Raw genomic sequence first — 18699 nt, 5'->3', positions numbered from 1 at the left:
TGGCCAAATAGTCCGCTCCAACTAAAACGACGGAGAGCGCACAACATGCAAATACAGACAGGATCATTGAACAAGTTGCGTTACGTTGTTATGTCACGTCTTCTTTGAAGTAACGCGCGCACAAGTGAACAAGACATGAGAAAATGGCTACGAAACGTATGGGAAGAGGTCGCCCGACCGCTTTTCCTGCGCCCCCAACGGGTGCAGTTTGCAGCTCTGTGCGTGCGCAATTCAGAACGCGGCGAAGAGGTTTTGCTGATTACCAGCCGCGACACCGGGCGTTGGATCATCCCCAAAGGCTGGCCTATGGACAACACCGATGGCGCGGAAACCGCGCGGCTAGAAGCGTGGGAAGAGGCTGGCGTTCACGCAGATCATCTGAACCGCAAGCCTGTGGGATTTTTCACTTATGACAAGATGCTCGATGACGGGTCCGCCATGCCGGTGCGCACCAGCGTATTCCGTATCGACGTGAAAGAACTTGCCGACACCTACCCCGAGGTCGGGCAACGCGAGCGGCATTGGTTTTTGCCGAAAGACGCGGCAAAACAGGTTCGGGAACCTGAGTTACGTGACTTACTGCTCCAAATGTAACAGATTTACGAAATTTTGATGACAGAGCGGTTGCCCGTTAGGTGCAAACCGGATAGCGGCGGGCGTCAAATCCATGAACCCTGTGTAATCTGATGTCTGACTTGAACACCAAAAACCGCTGGCAAGCGCTCGACAGCGATCTGCACCGCATTTCGCGGCTTGAAAACGCAAATGTCCACGTGGCACGCCCCCTGCTTGCACCCGGAATAGCGCTGGCGTTTATCGTGCTGGCCGGGTTGTCTGCCGCGATCTTCTTTGGGCGGGCGGATGGTGGGCTGATCGTTGCCGCAGCAGCAGCCTTTGGTGCCTATATGGCGGTCAACATCGGCGCCAATGACGTAGCCAACAACATGGGCCCGGCCGTTGGGGCCAACGCGCTGACCATGGGCGGGGCCATCGTCATTGCCGCCATCGCCGAAAGCGCAGGGGCATTGCTGGCGGGTGGCGATGTGGTGTCGACCATATCCAAAGGGATCATCGACCCCGCTTCGGTCCAGAACAGCAACGTGTTTATCTGGGCGATGATGGCGGCGCTGATTTCCTCAGCGATGTGGGTCAACCTGGCCACATGGGTCGGTGCACCGGTATCCACGACGCATTCAGTCGTTGGGGGCGTAATGGGCGCGGGCATCGCCGCGGCAGGGCTGAGCGCCGTCAGCTGGGGCACGATGAGCGCAATTGCCGCCAGTTGGGTCATCTCGCCCTTCTTGGGCGGCGTGATCGCCGCCGGGTTTTTGGCGCTGATCAAACACAAAATCCAGTATCAGGACGACAAAATTGCCGCCGCACGGCACTGGGTTCCGATCCTTGTTGCCGTAATGGCAGGTGCGTTTGCGACGTATCTTTCTGTTAAGGGACTGAAGCGGATCGTAAAGATTGATCTAGAGATAGCTCTGTTGATCGGCCTGGCATCGGGTCTGCTAGTCTGGTCCGCGACGGTGCCCTGGGTTCGTCGCAAGTCCGAAGGGCTTGAGAACCGCACCAAATCACTGAAAACACTATTCGGCCTGCCTCTGGTCATTTCCGCGACATTCCTCAGCTTTGCCCATGGCGCCAATGACGTGGCCAATGCGGTTGGTCCGCTGGCGGCAATTGTGCATGCGGCCGAGTTTGGTGACTTCGCCTCAAAAGTGTCGATCCCGACCTGGGTCATGGTGATCGGAGCCTTTGGGATTTCCTTTGGACTGTTCCTTTTCGGGCCAAAGTTGATCCGAATGGTGGGCAGCCAGATCACCAAACTGAACCCGATGCGCGCGTTCTGCGTGGCGCTTTCTGCGGCGATTACAGTGATTGTCGCAAGCTGGCTGGGCCTTCCGGTCAGTTCGACCCACATAGCAGTGGGCGCCGTCTTTGGCGTAGGATTTTACCGTGAGTGGCACTCGGACCGCCGTTGGAAACAGTCAAACCGTCAACGCCCCGCTGAACGCCGCCTGCCCCGCGAAGAGCGTCAGCGGCGCAAATTGGTGCGCCGGTCGCATTTCATGACGATCGTAGCGGCCTGGATCATAACGGTCCCTGCTGCTGCCACTATGTCAGCGGTGATTTTCTGGATTTTGACGGCTTTTCAGTAGGCCGCCGCAGCCTGATCTTGGCTGGCGATAGGGCAGTTTTGGGGGCCTTATCTACCAGTGCAAGAACCCTGGCACATATCGGCGTCGGCACGCCGGCCTGTGCTCCCAATCGAATGATCTCGCCCTGCAGGCTGTCGATCTCGGTCGGACGGCCCGCCATCAGATCATAGGCCATCGACGTACGGGCGCTTGGATCAATGGTCAGCATCCGTGCCGCTATCCTGGTAAACAAAGGCGTCGGCAGGCGCAGGATATGCGGCGTCATCCAGGCAGGCAGCGGCGTGGTTGAGGCAGCAGAATGTCCGGCCGCCTTCAAAACGGTCAGAGCCTCATCCATCTGATCGGCCATCAGGTGGCGCCAATCGCGGTTCAGCAACTGATCTTTCAGCGTCAGGCCCGACAGCGCATTCAACGCGTTGTTGAGGTTGATCACCAACTTGCCCCATTGAACGGCGTCCATGTCATCGCTTTCAACAACAGGCAAGTCAGAGCTGCTGAGGCGTTGGCCCAGCGCACCGGGCCCGCCCTGAATGACAACTTCTCCGGACGTGGCGCGGTGAAAAGCGGCCGGTTCCGAGGGCACTACGTTAAACGGCACCATTCCCGCCCGAACGTCGTGATCCGACAATGCGGCACGCAGAATTCGGGCGTTCTCCATACCGTTCTGCCACGAAAGCACCGGGACGGAAGATGGCGCAAATTGGGCGATGGCGTCTGCCATATCTCGTGTTGCGCCCGACTTGACGGTTACGATGACCAGTTCGGCTTGGCTCAGGCAAGCAGGGTCCTCGGCCAGCGTCAAAGCGTCCGCCGAAACGTGGCGGTGAAGGCCTGAAAAATCAGTGGCCGTCAGCCCCTGCGCGCGGACCGGATCCAGGACGCGCGCACGACCCAGCAGGGTTACATCATGCCCTGCATCCGCCAGCAAAGCGCCGCAATAACACCCGATACTGCCTGCACCTGCGATCACGATCTTCATGGCATCTCCCTTGCGACCAAAGGATTGCCGGGATCGGGGGCACAGGCAAGGTCCCGTGACGCTTGGTCAGCGGGCTCGTCTGGGGCGGGTGCGCTCTAACTCTTCCGAGATCGGGATGAATTCCTGATCGTCCCCCGGAGGTAAATGGAAGGCTCCGTTGGCCCAATCTGCGGTTTTCCACTCCCGCGTGGCAGCTTCAATCTTTTCTTTCGAAGACGACACAAAGTTCCACCAGATAAAGCGATCTTCGTTCAGCGTCGCGCCGCCCAGCAGCATCAGTCGCGCGCCCAATGGTCCCGCTGTCACCGAAAGTCGGTCTCTGGGGCGAAACACCATCATGCGCCCCTCTTGGAATGTATCCCCCGCAATCTCAACCTGGCCTTGCGTGACGTAAACGCCACGATCTTCATGATCGTCAGGCAGTGGGAAAGATGCGCCGGGGTCAAGCTGAACATCCAGATAAAAGGTCTCTGACAACAGCGTCACCGGGCTGGTCTCGCCATAGGCCGAACCGAGGATCAGGCGGGCACTGACGCCTGCATCCTGAATATGCGGCAGCGCGCCCTGCTTGTGGTGTTCGAAATCCGGCGCCATGTCTTCATGCGCTTCAGGCAGTGCTATCCAGGTCTGAATGCCGAACAGGCTGTGTTTGGTGCCGCGCGTATCTGCGCTAGTCCGTTCGGAATGGGTCACGCCGCGCCCAGCAACCATCCAGTTCACCTCGCCGGGATAAATCATCTGATGGGTGCCCAGACTGTCGCGGTGCTCGAACTCTCCCTGGTACAGATAGGTCACGGTGCCAAGACCGATATGGGGGTGGGGTCGGACGTCAATGCCGCCATCGGTGATAAACTCGGCCGGGCCCATCTGATCGAAAAAGATGAACGGCCCAACAAGCTGACGCTTGACCGAGGGCAGCGCCCGGCGCACCTCAAACCCACCCAGATCCCGGGCGCGCGGGATGATCAATGTCTCTAGCGCCGAGCTTTCGGAAACGCATTCCGGGTTGTGAGTGGGGTTCCAGCTCATTTCCGCTCTCCTGCAATCTGACGACTAACGTTTACTTTTGCAGGATATAGGCCAATTCCAAGCAATTCCATTTGCGTCGCCACACACAATATGTGCGAGCTCTGCGTTATACTGCCTCATTATCGTTGCCCTGCAACATCCTTGCGCGGCCACAGCCGAGGGAAAAACGCGCCGTCCAATCGGTCGCCTTCACAATAGCCTTCGGCTTCAAATTGCGCCCGCTCATCCTTGGCCCAGTCCCCGCGATACTGGATAACCCCATCCGGCGCGGTCATCCTAAGTGTAAAGCGGCGCACGGTTTCGGTCGGCGTGGTGGACGACAATCCGCCATGCAGGGTCCGCATATCGAAAAAGATGCAGTCCCCCAGCTCCATATCCCATTGTAGCAACTCATAGGCATCGGGATCGGCGTTGATGTCAGGTGGCGGATGATAGGTTTGGCCTGCAACCTCGGTCGGTTCGAAACTTGGATGCCCGTCGGCAAAGCGCACACGCATGAACAGCTTGTCCCATAGGTGAGAGCCCTTGACGAAAGCGATGCCGTTATCCTTGCTGATTGGTTCCAGTGGCAGCCAGAGCACGCACATCGTTCCTTCGAAATCAAAGTAAGACAGGTCCTGATGAAACGGTGGACGAGAGGTCGATCCGGCCTCACGCAGGAACCAGTTATCCATGACCAGATTGATCGATGGCGCACCCAGCAGCCCCGCGGCCAGAGGCGCGCACGGTGAGTTGTGGACGAAATCAGTGAATTGAGGGATTTTGCTCCACGCCCAGAAATCCTCAAAATAGGCGGGGGCGCTTGGGTCTGTTGTGTGACGGGTGAAATTGTCCGTCGGGTTGGCAAGATCGGTATCGATACCGTCGCGCAACTTGGTCAGCCAATCGGAAGAAAACTTGGACCGAAGAACAACCGCTCCGTCCCGTTTGAACGCAGCGATTTCATCCGCTGAGACGCTATCTGCCTGATCCATGTATCACCTCTCAGATGGGTCGCCCGAGGATGGCACCCCACCTGGCGCAGCGTCAAAGAAATTCGCACGCCCCAACGCTTAGCCTGTTGCTCACAGCTCTGTGAGGGGCGTATTTCTGTGCCCGTACCTCCTCGGAATCAATCAAAACCGTGCTATCTTTGCGTCGAGGCCGCCGCACCGCGGCCTGTGTGGATTGCGCTTTGCAGGAGGTCGTTGCATGACAAAAGCACCCTTCACCCGTCGTTCCCTGATGGCAACTGGTGGGGCATTTATGGCCGCCGGAGCCTCTGGCCTGATGGTACCAGCGCGCGCGGCCGGGCTTGCGCCGACGCCTTCGATGCGCGGTGGGTCCAACAATTATCGCCCCGGCGCGGCCATTGTCGACCGCATTGGTGGTGGCGGGTTCTGGATGACCGGTACTGTGCGGCGCGCAGGTGACGGTGCCCCCCTGCCCGGTCAGCGCATCCAGATATGGGCCCACACGACCGAAGGCCACGAACGCGATCCCCAAAGCCACGGCGCCACGCTGACCGATGCCAACGGAGAGTTCCGGTTGGAGATGCCACAAATCGTGCCCGCCTTTGGTCAACCGCACGGCCATCTGGCCTATGACAGTGGCGCGTTTGAAACTGTGTTTCTGCGCCCGATCATGTCACGCTCCAGCGACAAAACGCTGACGGCGCATTTCGTACTGCAACCCGTCTGACACCCGTGATCCGATCGATTTTCATTTGGGCGGCACTGATCGCCGCCCTGCTGGTGCCCATCATCGCAGCGGCAGCAAGCCCGCTATTGGCCTGGCGCCAGCCGGTATACATCGCAGCAGGCTTTGCGGGCGTGGTCGGCATGTGCCTGTTGTTGATGCAACCGCTATTGGCAGGGCGTTGGCTGCCGGGGATGTCACCGATGGCAAGCCGTCTCTGGCACCGCTGGTGCGGGATGGCCTTGATCGGGGCTGTACTTATCCACGTGGTAGGCTTGTGGATCACCAGCCCGCCGGATGTTGTCGACGCATTGTTATTCATGTCCCCCACGCCCTTTTCAGCCTGGGGCGTGGTTGCGATGTGGGCTGTGTTTGCAGCTGCCGTTCTGGGCCTGCTGCGGCACCGCCTTGCGCTGAGGTTTCGTGTGTGGCGATTGGGGCATGTCACACTGGCGCTTGTGACGATCCTGGGCAGCGTGGTTCATGCGATGCTGATCGAAGGCACGATGGAAATCATGACCAAAACCGCGCTGTGCATGTCGGTCTTATTGGCGAGCGCCGGGACGCTCGCCAAATTGCGGGTATGGGATGTTCGGCGTCGCGCTTAGGCGCCCAGACACCAGCGCATCACTGCTTTTTGTGCATGCAGGCGGTTCTCGGCCTCGTCAAAAATGACCGAGTTTGGCCCGTCCATCACGTCCGATGTCGCTTCCTCCTCGCGGTGTGCGGGCAGGCAGTGCATGAACAGCGCGTCCGGTTTAGCGTGTGACATCAGCTCGGGGTTGACCTGATAGGGACGCAGCAGATTGTGTCGCCGTTCCTTTGCTGACTGGGAATCGTGCATCGAGACCCAGGTATCCGCAACCACAAGATCCGCCCCTTCGACAGCCTTATACGGATCACGCTCAACTACGATTTTTGATCCCTTTTTCCGGGCAAACCCCATGAACTCTTCTTCGGGGTCGAACTGAGCTGGTCCCGTGAAGGTCAGATCAAATCCGAACTGGCCCGCGGAGTGCAGGAATGAGGCACAGACATTGTTGCCGTCACCGGTCCAGACCACCTTTTTGCCAGCAATAGGTCCGCGATGTTCTTCAAAGGTCAGGACGTCGGCCATGATCTGGCAGGGATGGGTGCGATCGGTCAGACCGTTGATGACAGGTACGTCCGAGTACTCGGCCATCTCGGTCAGGATGGTTTCATCAAATGTCCGGATCATGATCATGTCGACATAGCGCGACAGAACGCGCGCGGTGTCGGCAATGGTCTCACCATGGCCCAGCTGCATGTCCTTGCCCGACAACACCATGGTCTGCCCGCCCATTTGGCGCACGCCCACGTCAAAGGACACACGCGTCCGGGTCGAAGGTTTTTCAAAGATCAGCGCGACCATGCGCCCCGCCAGTGCCTGATCTTCGTCAAGCGCTGCCTTGGGGCGGCCCATCCGGGCCTGTTTCATCGCGCTGGCTTGGTCGATCATGGTCCGCAGCTCGGCCGCGTCGGTTTTGTGGATATCAAGGAAGTGGTTCATTTTGTTTCACTTTTGGCTATTCGGGGCATCTGCAGCACCCCGGGGAATAGATCAGGCCGTGGCCAGAGTGCTTTCAACCTGGGCCGCAGCCTTATCGAGGCGGATAACAGCTTGCGTAATATCGTCCTCGGTCAGGGTCAGGGGCGGTAACAGGCGGATGACATTGTCGGCGGCGGGTACGGTGATGACTTCGTTATCATACCCTGCGTTGACCACGTCGATGTTGGGCGCCTTGCATTTCAAACCCAACATCAGGCCGGACCCGCGCACCTTTTCAAAGACCTCGGGATGCTCGGCGATCAACCCTTCAAGCTTTTGGCGCAACAGGCCTGCCTTACGGTTGACGCTTTCCAGAAAAGCCGGCGTCGCCACCTGGTCGATCACCGCACGGCCTACGGCACAACCCAGCGGATTGCCCCCATAGGTGGACCCGTGCGTGCCTGTCGTCATGCCCGAGGCTGCGTTTTCGGTGGCAAGCACGGCACCCAGCGGGAAGCCCCCACCGATGCCTTTGGCGACCATCATGATATCCGGCGTAATGCCTGCCCATTCATGGGCAAACAGCTTTCCGGTCCGGCCAACACCGCATTGCACCTCGTCCAGGATCAACAGCAAACCATGCTCGTCGCAGATCTGGCGCAATGCCTTAAGTTCGGCATCTGGAACCGGGCGGATACCGCCCTCACCCTGAACTGGTTCGATTAGAATAGCGGCGGTCTTGTCGGTGATGGCATTGGTGACCCCGTCGAGATCTCCGAAGGTTAAATGCACGAAACCGGGCAGCAAAGGGCCAAAGCCTTTGGTCATCTTCTCGGACCCGGCAGCCGCGATGCCCGCCGAGGAGCGCCCGTGAAACGATCCGTCAAAGGTGATGATCTCGACCCGCTCGGGTTGATCTTTGTCATAGAAATACTTGCGTGCCATTTTCACGGCCAGCTCGCAGGCTTCCGTGCCCGAGTTCGTAAAGAAAACCGTATCGGCAAAGGTGTGCTCGACCAGCTTATCAGCCAGCGCCTGCTGTTGCGGGATGTGGTACAGGTTCGAGACATGCCACAGCGCATGCGCCTGCTCCGTCAGCGCCGCCACCAGTGCAGGATGCGCATGGCCCAGCGCGTTCACCGCGATGCCTGCGCCCAGATCCAGAAAACGTCGGCCATCCGCCTCGGTCAGCCATGCGCCTTCACCTTTTACAAAGGTAAGGGGCGCGCGATTGTAGGTCGGCAGAACGGACGGGATCATCGGATCATCCTTTTCAGATAGGTTGAGCCCCGTGAGTGATACACTAGGGCCATGTTCGTCAACTGATTTACGGGGGGATTGCGCAGATTTGGACAGCGCAATTGGATCAAACGGCGGGTTACGCGATAAAGCGTCGGCGTCGGAGACGCAGGATATGTGCAGGTTTGATCATGCGAGGCCGTATAGCGGGGCGCGAACGCCCTGAAAACCCTGAAAATCACAATCCGGAAAAATTCACCCTGAAACGATGCATTTGCCGCTTGCCATTTGCCGCGCGCAGGCGCACCGCTGGCTCATGACACCTGCACGCCAGAACCCACCCCTTGCGGCACTACTTATTGTCGCCGCCAGCGCATTTATCGCCGGCACCACGCTGCTGGCCAAAGCGTTGGGAACCGATACCCTGGGCCCAGCGCTGCATCCGATGCAGATCAGCCACGGGCGGTTTCTGTTTGCGTTTCTGGTGATCGCCAGTGCGGTGGGCATTATGCGCCCAAAGCTGCGCCGCCCGCACTGGGGGCTACATATCGGGCGAACAAGCTTTGGCTGGGTCGGAATTACGCTGATGTTCGCCTCGGTGGCTTTTATCCCTATTGCGGATGCCACGGCGATTTCATTCCTGAACCCGGTTTTTGCTATGGTTCTGGCGATACCGCTGCTGAAAGAGGGCGTTGGCCCGTGGCGCTGGTTGGCTGCAGGTGTGGCGTTGATTGGGGCCTTGATTCTGCTGCGACCAACACCCGAAAGCTTTCAGCCCGCAGCGTTGCTGGCCTTGACCGCAGCCGCCATGATCGGGATGGAGCTGATTTTCATAAAGAAACTCTCGGGTCGTGAAATTCCGATCCAGATCCTGCTGATCAACAACGCGATGGGTCTGACCATCGCCTCGGTCGCGGTCAGCTTTGTGTTTCAGATGCCAACACCCCAGCAATGGGCGGCACTGGCCGGGATCGGAATGTTGATGGCCTGCGCTCAAGCCTGTTTCGTCAATGGTATGGCGCGGGCTGATGCGTCGTTCGTTGCCCCGATCAGTTATGCCACGCTGATCTTTGCTGCCATTTACGACTTTGCCGTTTTCGACGTGACACCGGACGTCATCAGCCAGATCGGATCAGCGATCATTCTGATGGGCGGATTGATCCTTGTCTGGCGCGAGGCACTGCACCGTCAGGCCTTGAGGCGATAGCCGGTCCGCAGCATCTGCCAGGCCCCGGTGCCAACCAGCAAGGTTGCTCCGCTGCAAACCACCATTCCCAACCAGGGCGAGCTATCCGACACTCCGATCATGCCATAGCGCAATCCGTCGATCAGGTAGAATACAGGGTTCACATGGCTCAGGTAATTCAGCGCAGGCGGCAGCGCCTCGACCGAATAGAAAGTTCCTGACAGAAAGGCCAGCGGCGTCACGATGAAATTGGTGATCGCCGCCATCTGGTCAAACTTGTTGGCATAAATCCCTGCAAACAACCCCAATGCGCCCATGAATGCGCCCCCTAGGATGACAAAGATCAGCGCGATCAGCGGGTTTTGCGGCACGATCCCCAGCACGATCGCCAGCGCCGTTGCCACGACGAAAGCGATCAGGACACCACGCGCAACACCTCCGGCCAGATACCCCAGCAGAATTTCCAGCGCAGACAACGGCGGCATAAGCGTATCGACGATATTGCCCTGAACCTTTGCGATGATGATCGAAGACGAGGTATTTGCAAACGCGTTCTGGATCACCGTCATCATCATTATGCCTGGCGCCAGAAAGGTCAGAAACGAAACGCCCATCACATCAGACCGACTTGGACCGATGGCGATGTTGAAGATCAACAGGAACAATCCCGCTGTGACCAGAGGGGCCAGCAGGGTCTGTGTCCAGACCACCATAAACCGAAGGGTTTCGCGTTGGGCCAGCGTATATAGGCCCATCCAATTGACCGCACCGAAACGGCGCGCACCCTGATCCATAAGATTCTGCATCCCTGCCTCTTACCTGATTCGAAGACCGCTTGTAACTCGGCCCGCAGTGATTAGAATAGGGCGCTGAAACGAATTCCCAAGGCGGCCCGAATCCGGGGCCGCTTTCCGCTTTTGAAAGGCAAATCATGTCCTGGACTGACGAGCGCGTAGAACTGCTGAAGAAAATGTGGGGCGAAGGCCAGTCGGCCAGCCAGATCGCCAAAGAGCTGGGCGGCGTGACCCGCAACGCGGTGATCGGCAAGGTGCACCGTCTGGGCCTGTCGAACCGGGCAACCGGCGCATCCCCGGCAAAATCAGAACCCAAGGAAAAACCGGCCCCCGCGCCCAAGGCTGAGGCCAAGCCAAAGCCAGCGCCCAAGACCGAACCGGCACGCCCAACCCCTGCCCCTACGGCCGAGGCCAAGCCCGCTATTCCCGCACGCCGCCAGATCATCCCGGCTGGCCAACCGCTGCCACCGCAGCCTTCGGCCAATGAAATCAGCCCCGAGGCGCTGGCCAAGGTCAACGAGATCGAAAAGAAGGCCAAGAAGCTGTCTTTGATGGAGCTGACCGAGAAAACCTGTAAATGGCCTGTTGGCGACCCCGCGACCGAGGATTTCTGGTTCTGCGGCCTGCCGGTCGAAGCAGGCAAGCCCTATTGCGAGGCGCATGTAGGTGTCGCGTTCCAACCGATGAGCTCGCGCCGCGACCGTCGCCGGTAAGAGCGATGCGCCAGGATCCGACCGCACAGGAGGATATCTGGCTGGCTCGGATAAAACGACTGCTGGCCCTGTCCGAGACGGGCCAGCATTTTACCAAAGATCCGTTTGATCTCGAACGCTATGACGAAATCGCTGAGATAGCGCGCGCCATGTTGGCCGATCTGGGCGGCGTACCTGTATCGCAGATCCAAGGGCTGTTTCATGACCATCAGGGTGGTTACGCCACACCCAGCCTTGACATTCGCGGGGCTGTTTTCCGGGATGGTCGCATTCTGCTGGTGCGTGAACGCAGCGACGGGTTTTGGGCAATGCCCGGCGGATTTGCTGATATTGGCAGCTCACCCGCAGAAAACATCGAACGCGAGGTGTTGGAAGAAGCCGGCCTGAACGTCCGCGCCGAACGGCTGTTTGCTGTGCGCCACAAAGCGCGCCACCCTTACCCGCAGGACCCCAAAGATTTTTACAAACTGTTCTTCCTGTGCAGACAGATCGACAACGCGGACCCCACAAGTGGGTTAGAAACGAGCGACGCCGGTTTTTTCCCTTCAGACGATCTGCCGGAGCTATCACCCAGTCGCATCATCCTGCAGGACATCCTTGAGGCGTTCAAAGCACACAACGCGGATCAGGATTACACGGTTTTTGACTAGTATCTGAAATTCTACTGCGCTGGATGTGACGGCAATCCTGGCAGGGGTACCCAGCCCGGCAGGTCATCCGGCGACACAGATACATGCAGGCGCTCGGACCGGTCGCGTCCGATCTTGCGATGCTTGCGCAGCAGAAAGATCTTGCCCCACCCCCGCCACGTCCCAACCGAGCGCGCCGAGGTGCTTGTGGGAAACCGATCGCGCCAGCCCTCGGGCAACGGCAGACCGTGCATTTCGGCCTTATCCAACATCCAGATCAAAGAGATATTGCTGAGCGGTCGCGCCTCCTCGAACCCATTCAACTGACCGCCAACATCTCCGTGGGTTCCACGGAACCAAACCTGCTCGACATGGCCATTGAAGTCAGGGGTACAGGTCCACAGCACCGGGTCATACACTTCGCGGGTCTCATCCAGCGCCATGGCATGATAGCCGTGGCGGGTAGCCGGGCCAAGCTGGTGGTTGTGGAAGGCGTGCCGCTCTTCGGCCCAGCGCCACAGCAGTGGCAATCGCAGGCCCAGCGCCTTGACCGTGTCCCAGACGCCGACCATCTCAATCGCGACGCCCTCATGGCAAAACTGGCTGCGAAAGGCGGCGGCGGCGGCACCATTGGCGTTGCACTCATAATGGCGATAGGCCTGTTTGATGTTGCGGACTGTGGCATGCTCGGCCTTGAGCAAACCGATCATGTCGATCACACCCGCCAGGCTGCGCACGCCGTAAGCGCCGCGTGAATAGCCGATAAAGTAAATCCGGTCGCCTGGCTTGTAGCGGGACGCCAAATACCCATAGGCCCGACGGATTTGCCGATTGATGCCGCGCCCCATCATCACATCCAGCGACGACTTCCAGCTTTCCCACTGTACTCCGGATTCGTAAAAGACCGAGACCTTACTGCCCATTTCATTGCACAGTCGCAGAGTTTTACCTGCATGGGTTTCCAGGCCCGGTTCCAGCGTCGACATGGTCCCGTCCAGGATAATGACATGGCTGATGGGTTCGCGGTGGCGCGACTCGGCGGAATGCTCGGACCGCAAAGGCCGCCCGAGCCATCCCAGAACCTTTCTACTTAGCCGCGACAGGCCCATCGTTCAACAATTCCCATACTTTATGGGGTGTGAAAGGCATATCTGCCTGCCGCACCCCGTGATCCCAGAGCGCATCCTGAACCGCATTTGCCACAGCAGCCAGCGCGCCCACGGTGCCTGCCTCGCCACATCCTTTCATCCCCATCGGGTTGGAGGTTGACGGGACCGGAACCGAGGTAAACTTAATCATGGGTATCTCAGCCGCACGGGGCAAGGCGTAGTCCATCAACGAAGCCGTGAGCAGTTGCCCCTGCGCATCATGCACAACCCGCTCGGACAGGGCCTGACCAATGCCCTGCACTACGCCGCCATGTACCTGCCCTTCGGCCAGCATAGGGTTGATAAGGTTGCCGAAATCATCAACGACGGTATAGCGGTCTACCCATGTTTCGCCGGTGTAATAATCGATAACGACTTCGGCAACATGTGCGCCGTTGGGATAGCTACGGGCATCCAGGTTGGCACGTGCCTCATGCTGCAACAAATCCGTGCGCCCATCAGCGCGCGCCATATCGGCGGCCTCGGTCAGGGTCGGTGTCAGGTTCGATCCGGACGCGCGAAAGGTTTCATGGTCAAATGTCACATCGTTTTCCTCGACCCCCATCTTATCGGCCAGATAGGGCGTGAATGCGGCGATCATGACATCAATCGTTGCCAAAGTTGCCGTGCTTTGCACCGTGACCGACCGAGATCCGCCGGTTCCGCCGCCATGGGGCAGTTGATCGCTGTCGCCCTGAACGATATTGATCCGGTCCATCGGAACCCCGGTCTGATCCGACAGGAACTGGGCATACACCGTCTCATGGCCTTGTCCGTTCGATTGGGTGCCGACATAGAGCGTCACTGTGCCATCCTCGCTGAACGTAACCTTTGCGTTCTCGGAAGGGTCACCCAAAATACTTTCGATATAGTAACACAGCCCCTGCCCCCGGATCAGACCACGTTCCGCATCTGCGGCTTTGCGGGCGGTAAATCCGTTGGCTTGCTCGCCTGCACGGGACAGGACCATATCGAAATCGCCCACGTCATAGGTTTCATCAGTGGCGGTTTGATAGGGGAAGTTCTGGGGCCGGATGAAGTTGTTGCGCCGCAGCTCCCACGGATCGATACCCAGTTCGCGTGCGGCGCGGTCAATGACGCGTTCCAGAACATAGATCGCCTCGGGCCGACCTGCGCCGCGATAGGCGTCAACCTGTGTGGTGTTGGTATAGAACCCCTCAACCCGCAAATAGGTGGTCTGCACATCATAGACGCCCATCAACACCTTGCTGAACAGGTCTGTCTGAATCGCCTGCCCAAAATGGCTGTTATAGGCCCCAAGGTTCACCTTGCTATGGACGCGATAGGCGGTGATCTTGTGATTGGCGTCAAAAGCCAGTTCAGCCAGCGAGGTCAAATCGCGGCCATGATGATCCGACAACATCGCCTCCGACCGGTCAGACATCCAGTGCACCGGCTGGCCCAGTTTCATCGCAGCAACGGCCGCACAAAAATACTCAGGGTACGGCATCACCTTCATGCCAAACCCACCCCCCACATCCGGTGTTGTGACGCGAATGGTTTCAGGCTCCAACTTCAGCTTTTGGGCCAGTTGTGCCCGCATCGCCCAAACCCCCTGCCCGCCATAGGCAAAGTGCAGCCGCCCGTCGTTCCAACTGGCCTGACAGCCACGCGGCTCGATCGAGGCGATGATCACCCGATTGTCGTGCACATTCAACGAGACGGTATGTGCGGCACATTGAAACGCCGCTTCGGTCGCGGCCTCATCGCCCAACCCCCAGTCAAAGGCGCGATTGTCCGGGGCCTCGGGGTGCAGCACCTCTCCGCCCGCATCAACACTCATCTTGGCGGGCAAGTCGTCGATCTCCATCCAGATCAGTTCGACCGCGTCGCGGGCCTGAGTCAGGCTTTCTGCTATCACCACGGCCACCGGCTCACCCACAAAGCGCACCCGGTCCTTCGCCAGCATATGCCGGTCCGGCGCGGCTGCTTGCGAGCCATCCCGGTTCGACACCGTGGCCGCATTCAACACCGTGTCGATCCCAGCGTTGGCCAGATCGTCCAACGCTATGACCAAGCGCACGCCGTCGGCCTCGCGCGCGGCGTCCAGATCCAGCGCGGTAATCCGCCCGTGCGCGACAGAACTGCGGAAAAAGGCAGCAAAAAGCGCGTTGTCGGGAATATTATCATCCATGTACCGCCCATGCCCGGTCAAAAAGCGCTGATCCTCGGTCCGCTTGACCGGCTGGCTTTTTCCAAACTTTTCCATTCTTTGCCCCTGTCTGTGCCTTAGGGGCGACATTAGGCTGCGTCCGTTCATTGTCCAGAGCCCGTCTGCGGCCCCTTGGCCCTTCCCCTTCCCTCATCCATTCGCTATTGCAGGCGCTGACCCAGAATTGATGACGCAGGACGCACCCATGGCGATGGAAAAGACATTCAACGCGGCTGAGGCCGAGGCCCGCATTTACGAGGCCTGGGAACAGGCCGGAGCCTTCAAGGCGGGCGCGAACAGATCGCGCGATGAAAGCTTTACCATCATGATCCCGCCGCCCAACGTGACGGGGGCGCTGCATGTGGGACATGCGTTCAACAACACGCTGCAGGATATCCTGACCCGCTGGCACCGGATGCGCGGGTTCGACACGCTTTGGCAACCCGGTCAGGACCACGCGGGCATCGCCACGCAGATGCAGGTTGAAAAGATGCTGGCGGCGCAGCGCAACGAAGGGCGGCGTGAACTGGGGCGTGAAAAGTTTCTGGAAAAGGTCTGGGAATGGAAAGGCGAATACGGCGGCACGATCATTGAACAGCTCAAGCGTTTGGGCTCCAGCTGCGATTGGTCGCGCAACGCGTTTACCATGGCCGGTGCACCGGGTGACCCGCGCACAGGGCATGAGAATTCTGCAAATTTCCACGATGCCGTCATCAAGGTCTTCGTAGAAATGTACGAAAAGGGCCTGATCTATCGCGGCAAGCGTCTGGTCAACTGGGACCCGCATTTTGAGACCGCAATCTCGGATCTTGAGGTCGAGAATATCGAAGTCGCGGGCCATATGTGGCACTTCAAGTACCGGCTGGCGGGTGGTGAGACCTATACGTACGTCGAAAAGGATGAGGACGGGAATATCGTGCTTGAAGAACAGCGCGACTATATCTCAATCGCCACGACACGGCCCGAAACAATGCTGGGCGACGGCGCGGTTGCGGTTCACTCATCAGATGAACGTTACGCGCCAATCATCGGGAAACTCTGTGAAATTCCGGTTGGTCCAAAAGAGCACCGCCGCCAGATCCCGATTATCACCGACGATTACCCCGATCCCGATTTCGGCTCCGGCGCGGTGAAGATCACCGGCGCGCATGATTTCAACGACAACATGGTGGCCAAGCGCGGCGGCATCCCGATGTACCGCTTGATGGACACGCGCGGCGCGATGCGGGCCGATGGTGCGCCCTATGCCGAAGAGGCCGGCAAGGCGCAGGAATACGCACGCGGCAAAGACTTCACCGAGAATGAGATCGACGCAATCAACTTGATCCCCGACCACCTGCGCGGGCTCGACCGGTTTGAGGCGCGGGCGAAAGTGGTCGAAGAGATCACCGCTGACGGTCTGGCTGTGATGACCCGCGCCGACAACCCGGTCCTGGGCACGAAGCTGGGTAAGGATGACGACCCGGCGGCTCTGGTGCCGCTGGTCGAGAGCAAACCGATCATGCAGCCCTTTGGCGACCGCTCGAAAGTTGTGATCGAGCCGATGTTCACCGACCAGTGGTTCGTGGACGCCGAAAAGATCGTCGGCCCCGCGCTGGACGCAGTCAAGGACGGCACGGTCAAGATCATCCCCGAGTTGGGCGAGAAGACCTATTACCACTGGCTGGAAAACATCGAGCCCTGGTGCATCTCGCGCCAACTGTGGTGGGGTCACCAGATTCCGGTTTGGTATGGTCTTGATCTGTCGGCTGAAGACTTCAAGGGCGACGAGAATGAGGGCGCGCTTGATCTGGTCGAACTCGGTCGCTTGCTTAATGAAGGTGGGATGCTGCACCGTGGCAACGTCATGGAGTGCGCGGCAAGCCTTGAGGTGGTCACCGAGAAATTCCTCGACGACAACGCCAATATTCCCAGCCCGTTGAGCCATGCCACCGTTATTGAAGTTGCCGACAAGCAAGAAGCAATCCACCAGTTTGCTGAGGGTCTAGCCCAGTATGCGGTTGAGCAGGACCCGACCAAACTGGTCTATCCGGTTTGGCGCGACCCCGACGTCCTCGACACCTGGTTCTCCTCCGGCCTTTGGCCCATCGGTACACTGGGCTGGCCCGAGCAGACCGAAGAGCTGGAGCGCTACTTCCCCACGGACATTCTTATCACCGGCGCGGATATCCTGTTCTTCTGGGTCGCCCGGATGATGATGATGCAACTGGCCGTGGTGAACGAAATCCCGTTCCACACCGTCTACCTGCACAGCCTCGTCCGCGACGAGAAGGGCAAGAAGATGTCCAAGACCACCGGCAATGTCATCGACCCGCTGGAGATCGTGGACGAGTTTGGCGCCGACGCGCTGCGCTTTACCAATGCCTCAATGGCGGCGATTGGCGGCGTGCTGAAACTGTCGCGCGAGCGCATCACCGGCTATCGCAATTTCGGCACCAAGCTGTGGAACGCCGTCCGCTTTGCCGAGATGAACGAGGTCTTCACCGACGCCGTGCCACAACTGGACGTTGCTGACCTGAAACCCAGGGCCGCCGTCAACCGCTGGATCATCGGCGAAACCGCCCGTGTGCGGGTCGAAGTTGATGCCGCGCTGGAAAGCTATCGCTTCAACGATGCGGCCAACGGGCTTTATACCTTTGTCTGGGGCAAGGTCTGCGACTGGTACGTGGAACTGTCGAAACCCCTGCTGCAGGGCGACGACGCAGAGGCGCAAGCCGAGACCCGCGCCACCATGCGCTGGGTTCTGGATCAATGCATGGTGCTGCTGCACCCGATCATGCCGTTCATCACCGAAGAGCTGTGGGGCCTGACTGGCACCCGCGCCAAAATGGTCGTCCACGCCGACTGGCCGACATACGGCATCGAATTGGTCGATGCGGATGCAGATCGTGAGATGAACTGGGTGATCTCGGTGGTCGAAAACACCCGTTCGGCCCGGGCGCAGATGCGGGTACCTGCGGGCCTCTATGTGCCGATGCTGGTGACCGAGATCGACGCCCACGGCCAGGCCGCCTGGGATCGCAATGAGGCGCTGATCAAACGTCTGGCGCGGATCGACAGCCTGACCCCTGCGGATGCGCTGCCCAAGGGCACCATCTCAATCGCCGCCCCCGGTGCCACCTTTGGCCTGCCGCTGGCGGATATCATTGATATCGGTGCCGAAAAAGAACGGCTTGAGAAAGCCAAGGGCAAGCTGGCCAAGGAACTGGGCGGGCTACGTGGACGCCTGAACAACCCCAAATTCGTGGCCTCAGCCCCGGAAGAGGTTGTCGCAGAGGCCAAAGCCAATCTTGCGGCCCGTGAAGAGGAAGACGCCAAACTGGACGAGGCTCTGGCCCGGCTGGCCGAGATCGCCTGATCGTCATCTGTTAACAGATACTCAGATCCCGAACCCCGCCGCGCTGACACCGGCGGGGTTTTTCGTTGCGCGCTGGAATTTTCTATTGTCGGCAGGGCC

Annotated in this window: 16 protein-coding genes; 8 read left to right on the top strand and 8 right to left on the bottom strand. The window is 59.2% G+C overall.

The window, feature by feature from the left end:
- Window positions 1-135 precede the first annotated feature (135 nt).
- Window positions 136-594, top strand: coding sequence for an NUDIX hydrolase (locus tag SJY13_RS00400; protein WP_377186290.1), 459 nt, complete (start codon window positions 136-138; stop codon window positions 592-594).
- A 92-nt stretch (window positions 595-686) separates the two neighbouring features.
- Window positions 687-2165 carry an inorganic phosphate transporter gene (locus SJY13_RS00395; RefSeq protein WP_085824575.1) on the top strand — a complete coding sequence of 493 codons (1479 nt, stop codon included), beginning with the start codon at window positions 687-689 and terminating at the stop codon, window positions 2163-2165.
- Here the strand turns inward: SJY13_RS00395 and SJY13_RS00390 are convergent.
- From SJY13_RS00390 to SJY13_RS00380, 3 genes are all read right to left on the bottom strand, one after another.
- Window positions 2122-3144 (bottom strand): 2-dehydropantoate 2-reductase, encoded by a 1023-nt coding sequence (locus SJY13_RS00390; protein WP_377186287.1) that lies wholly within the window; start codon window positions 3142-3144, stop codon window positions 2122-2124. The two genes, SJY13_RS00395 and SJY13_RS00390, sit on opposite strands and share 44 nt — an antisense overlap.
- 66 nt (window positions 3145-3210) lie before the next feature.
- Window positions 3211-4173 (bottom strand): pirin family protein, encoded by a 963-nt coding sequence (locus SJY13_RS00385; protein WP_377186284.1) that lies wholly within the window; start codon window positions 4171-4173, stop codon window positions 3211-3213.
- 119 nt (window positions 4174-4292) lie between these two features.
- On the bottom strand, window positions 4293-5147 hold the full coding sequence (locus SJY13_RS00380) for a phytanoyl-CoA dioxygenase family protein (RefSeq protein WP_377186281.1): 855 nt from the start codon (window positions 5145-5147) through the stop codon (window positions 4293-4295).
- Window positions 5148-5364: 217 nt separating this feature from the next.
- Here SJY13_RS00380 and SJY13_RS00375 point away from each other — a divergent pair, with 217 nt between their 5' ends.
- On the top strand, window positions 5365-5853 hold the full coding sequence (locus SJY13_RS00375; protein ID WP_377186278.1) for a twin-arginine translocation pathway signal: 489 nt from the start codon (window positions 5365-5367) through the stop codon (window positions 5851-5853).
- 8 nt (window positions 5854-5861) lie between these two features.
- Window positions 5862-6458: a ferric reductase-like transmembrane domain-containing protein gene (locus tag SJY13_RS00370; protein ID WP_377193513.1), complete on the top strand. Its 597-nt coding sequence runs from the start codon at window positions 5862-5864 to the stop codon at window positions 6456-6458.
- Here the strand turns inward: SJY13_RS00370 and argF are convergent.
- A complete protein-coding gene (gene argF / locus SJY13_RS00365) occupies window positions 6455-7381 on the bottom strand; it encodes an ornithine carbamoyltransferase (protein ID WP_377186275.1) in 927 nt (308 codons plus the stop codon). The genes SJY13_RS00370 and argF overlap by 4 nt on opposite strands.
- Before the next feature lie 51 nt (window positions 7382-7432).
- A complete protein-coding gene (locus SJY13_RS00360; RefSeq protein ID WP_377186272.1) occupies window positions 7433-8620 on the bottom strand; it encodes an aspartate aminotransferase family protein in 1188 nt (395 codons plus the stop codon).
- Between the two features lie 295 nt (window positions 8621-8915).
- Between SJY13_RS00360 and SJY13_RS00355 the strand changes: the two genes are divergently transcribed.
- Window positions 8916-9806, top strand: coding sequence for a DMT family transporter (locus tag SJY13_RS00355; protein ID WP_377193511.1), 891 nt, complete (start codon window positions 8916-8918; stop codon window positions 9804-9806).
- Here the strand turns inward: SJY13_RS00355 and SJY13_RS00350 are convergent.
- Window positions 9788-10591, bottom strand: a complete 804-nt coding sequence (locus SJY13_RS00350) for an ABC transporter permease (protein ID WP_377186269.1) — start codon at window positions 10589-10591, stop codon at window positions 9788-9790. The genes SJY13_RS00355 and SJY13_RS00350 overlap by 19 nt on opposite strands.
- 125 nt (window positions 10592-10716) lie before the next feature.
- Here SJY13_RS00350 and SJY13_RS00345 point away from each other — a divergent pair, with 125 nt between their 5' ends.
- Window positions 10717-11292: a GcrA family cell cycle regulator gene (locus SJY13_RS00345; protein WP_085824566.1), complete on the top strand. Its 576-nt coding sequence runs from the start codon at window positions 10717-10719 to the stop codon at window positions 11290-11292.
- 5 nt (window positions 11293-11297) lie between these two features.
- Window positions 11298-11942 carry an NUDIX hydrolase gene (locus SJY13_RS00340; protein WP_377186266.1) on the top strand — a complete coding sequence of 215 codons (645 nt, stop codon included), beginning with the start codon at window positions 11298-11300 and terminating at the stop codon, window positions 11940-11942.
- 11 nt (window positions 11943-11953) lie between these two features.
- Here SJY13_RS00340 and SJY13_RS00335 read toward each other — a convergent pair whose 3' ends face one another.
- Complete coding sequence (locus tag SJY13_RS00335) at window positions 11954-13030, bottom strand: DUF2235 domain-containing protein (RefSeq protein ID WP_377186263.1); 1077 nt, start codon at window positions 13028-13030, stop codon at window positions 11954-11956.
- Window positions 13008-15299, bottom strand: a complete 2292-nt coding sequence (locus tag SJY13_RS00330) for a xanthine dehydrogenase family protein molybdopterin-binding subunit (RefSeq protein ID WP_377186260.1) — start codon at window positions 15297-15299, stop codon at window positions 13008-13010. Before SJY13_RS00330 ends, SJY13_RS00335 begins: the two co-directional genes overlap by 23 nt.
- A 148-nt stretch (window positions 15300-15447) precedes the next feature.
- Between SJY13_RS00330 and SJY13_RS00325 the strand changes: the two genes are divergently transcribed.
- On the top strand, window positions 15448-18600 hold the full coding sequence (locus tag SJY13_RS00325; RefSeq protein WP_377193509.1) for a valine--tRNA ligase: 3153 nt from the start codon (window positions 15448-15450) through the stop codon (window positions 18598-18600).
- Window positions 18601-18699 lie beyond the last annotated feature (99 nt).

This window comes from Ruegeria meonggei, assembly GCF_042768335.1.
Taxonomy (GTDB): domain Bacteria; phylum Pseudomonadota; class Alphaproteobacteria; order Rhodobacterales; family Rhodobacteraceae; genus Ruegeria; species Ruegeria meonggei.
This window is presented reverse-complemented; position numbering and strand designations above follow the sequence as displayed.

Excerpts from the sequence above, each read along its gene's own strand:
- SJY13_RS00400 (WP_377186290.1), top strand. The coding sequence starts at position 136 with ATGAGAAAATGGCTACGAAACGTATGGGAAGAGGTCGCCCGACCGCTT.
- SJY13_RS00395 (WP_085824575.1), top strand. The coding sequence starts at position 687 with ATGTCTGACTTGAACACCAAAAACCGCTGGCAAGCGCTCGACAGCGAT.
- SJY13_RS00390 (WP_377186287.1), bottom strand. The coding sequence starts at position 3,144 with ATGAAGATCGTGATCGCAGGTGCAGGCAGTATCGGGTGTTATTGCGGC.
- SJY13_RS00385 (WP_377186284.1), bottom strand. The coding sequence starts at position 4,173 with ATGAGCTGGAACCCCACTCACAACCCGGAATGCGTTTCCGAAAGCTCG.
- SJY13_RS00380 (WP_377186281.1), bottom strand. The coding sequence starts at position 5,147 with ATGGATCAGGCAGATAGCGTCTCAGCGGATGAAATCGCTGCGTTCAAA.
- SJY13_RS00375 (WP_377186278.1), top strand. The coding sequence starts at position 5,365 with ATGACAAAAGCACCCTTCACCCGTCGTTCCCTGATGGCAACTGGTGGG.
- argF (WP_377186275.1), bottom strand. The coding sequence starts at position 7,381 with ATGAACCACTTCCTTGATATCCACAAAACCGACGCGGCCGAGCTGCGG.
- SJY13_RS00360 (WP_377186272.1), bottom strand. The coding sequence starts at position 8,620 with ATGATCCCGTCCGTTCTGCCGACCTACAATCGCGCGCCCCTTACCTTT.
- SJY13_RS00355 (WP_377193511.1), top strand. The coding sequence starts at position 8,916 with ATGACACCTGCACGCCAGAACCCACCCCTTGCGGCACTACTTATTGTC.
- SJY13_RS00350 (WP_377186269.1), bottom strand. The coding sequence starts at position 10,591 with ATGCAGAATCTTATGGATCAGGGTGCGCGCCGTTTCGGTGCGGTCAAT.
- SJY13_RS00345 (WP_085824566.1), top strand. The coding sequence starts at position 10,717 with ATGTCCTGGACTGACGAGCGCGTAGAACTGCTGAAGAAAATGTGGGGC.
- SJY13_RS00340 (WP_377186266.1), top strand. The coding sequence starts at position 11,298 with ATGCGCCAGGATCCGACCGCACAGGAGGATATCTGGCTGGCTCGGATA.
- SJY13_RS00335 (WP_377186263.1), bottom strand. The coding sequence starts at position 13,030 with ATGGGCCTGTCGCGGCTAAGTAGAAAGGTTCTGGGATGGCTCGGGCGG.
- SJY13_RS00330 (WP_377186260.1), bottom strand. The coding sequence starts at position 15,299 with ATGGAAAAGTTTGGAAAAAGCCAGCCGGTCAAGCGGACCGAGGATCAG.
- SJY13_RS00325 (WP_377193509.1), top strand. The coding sequence starts at position 15,448 with ATGGCGATGGAAAAGACATTCAACGCGGCTGAGGCCGAGGCCCGCATT.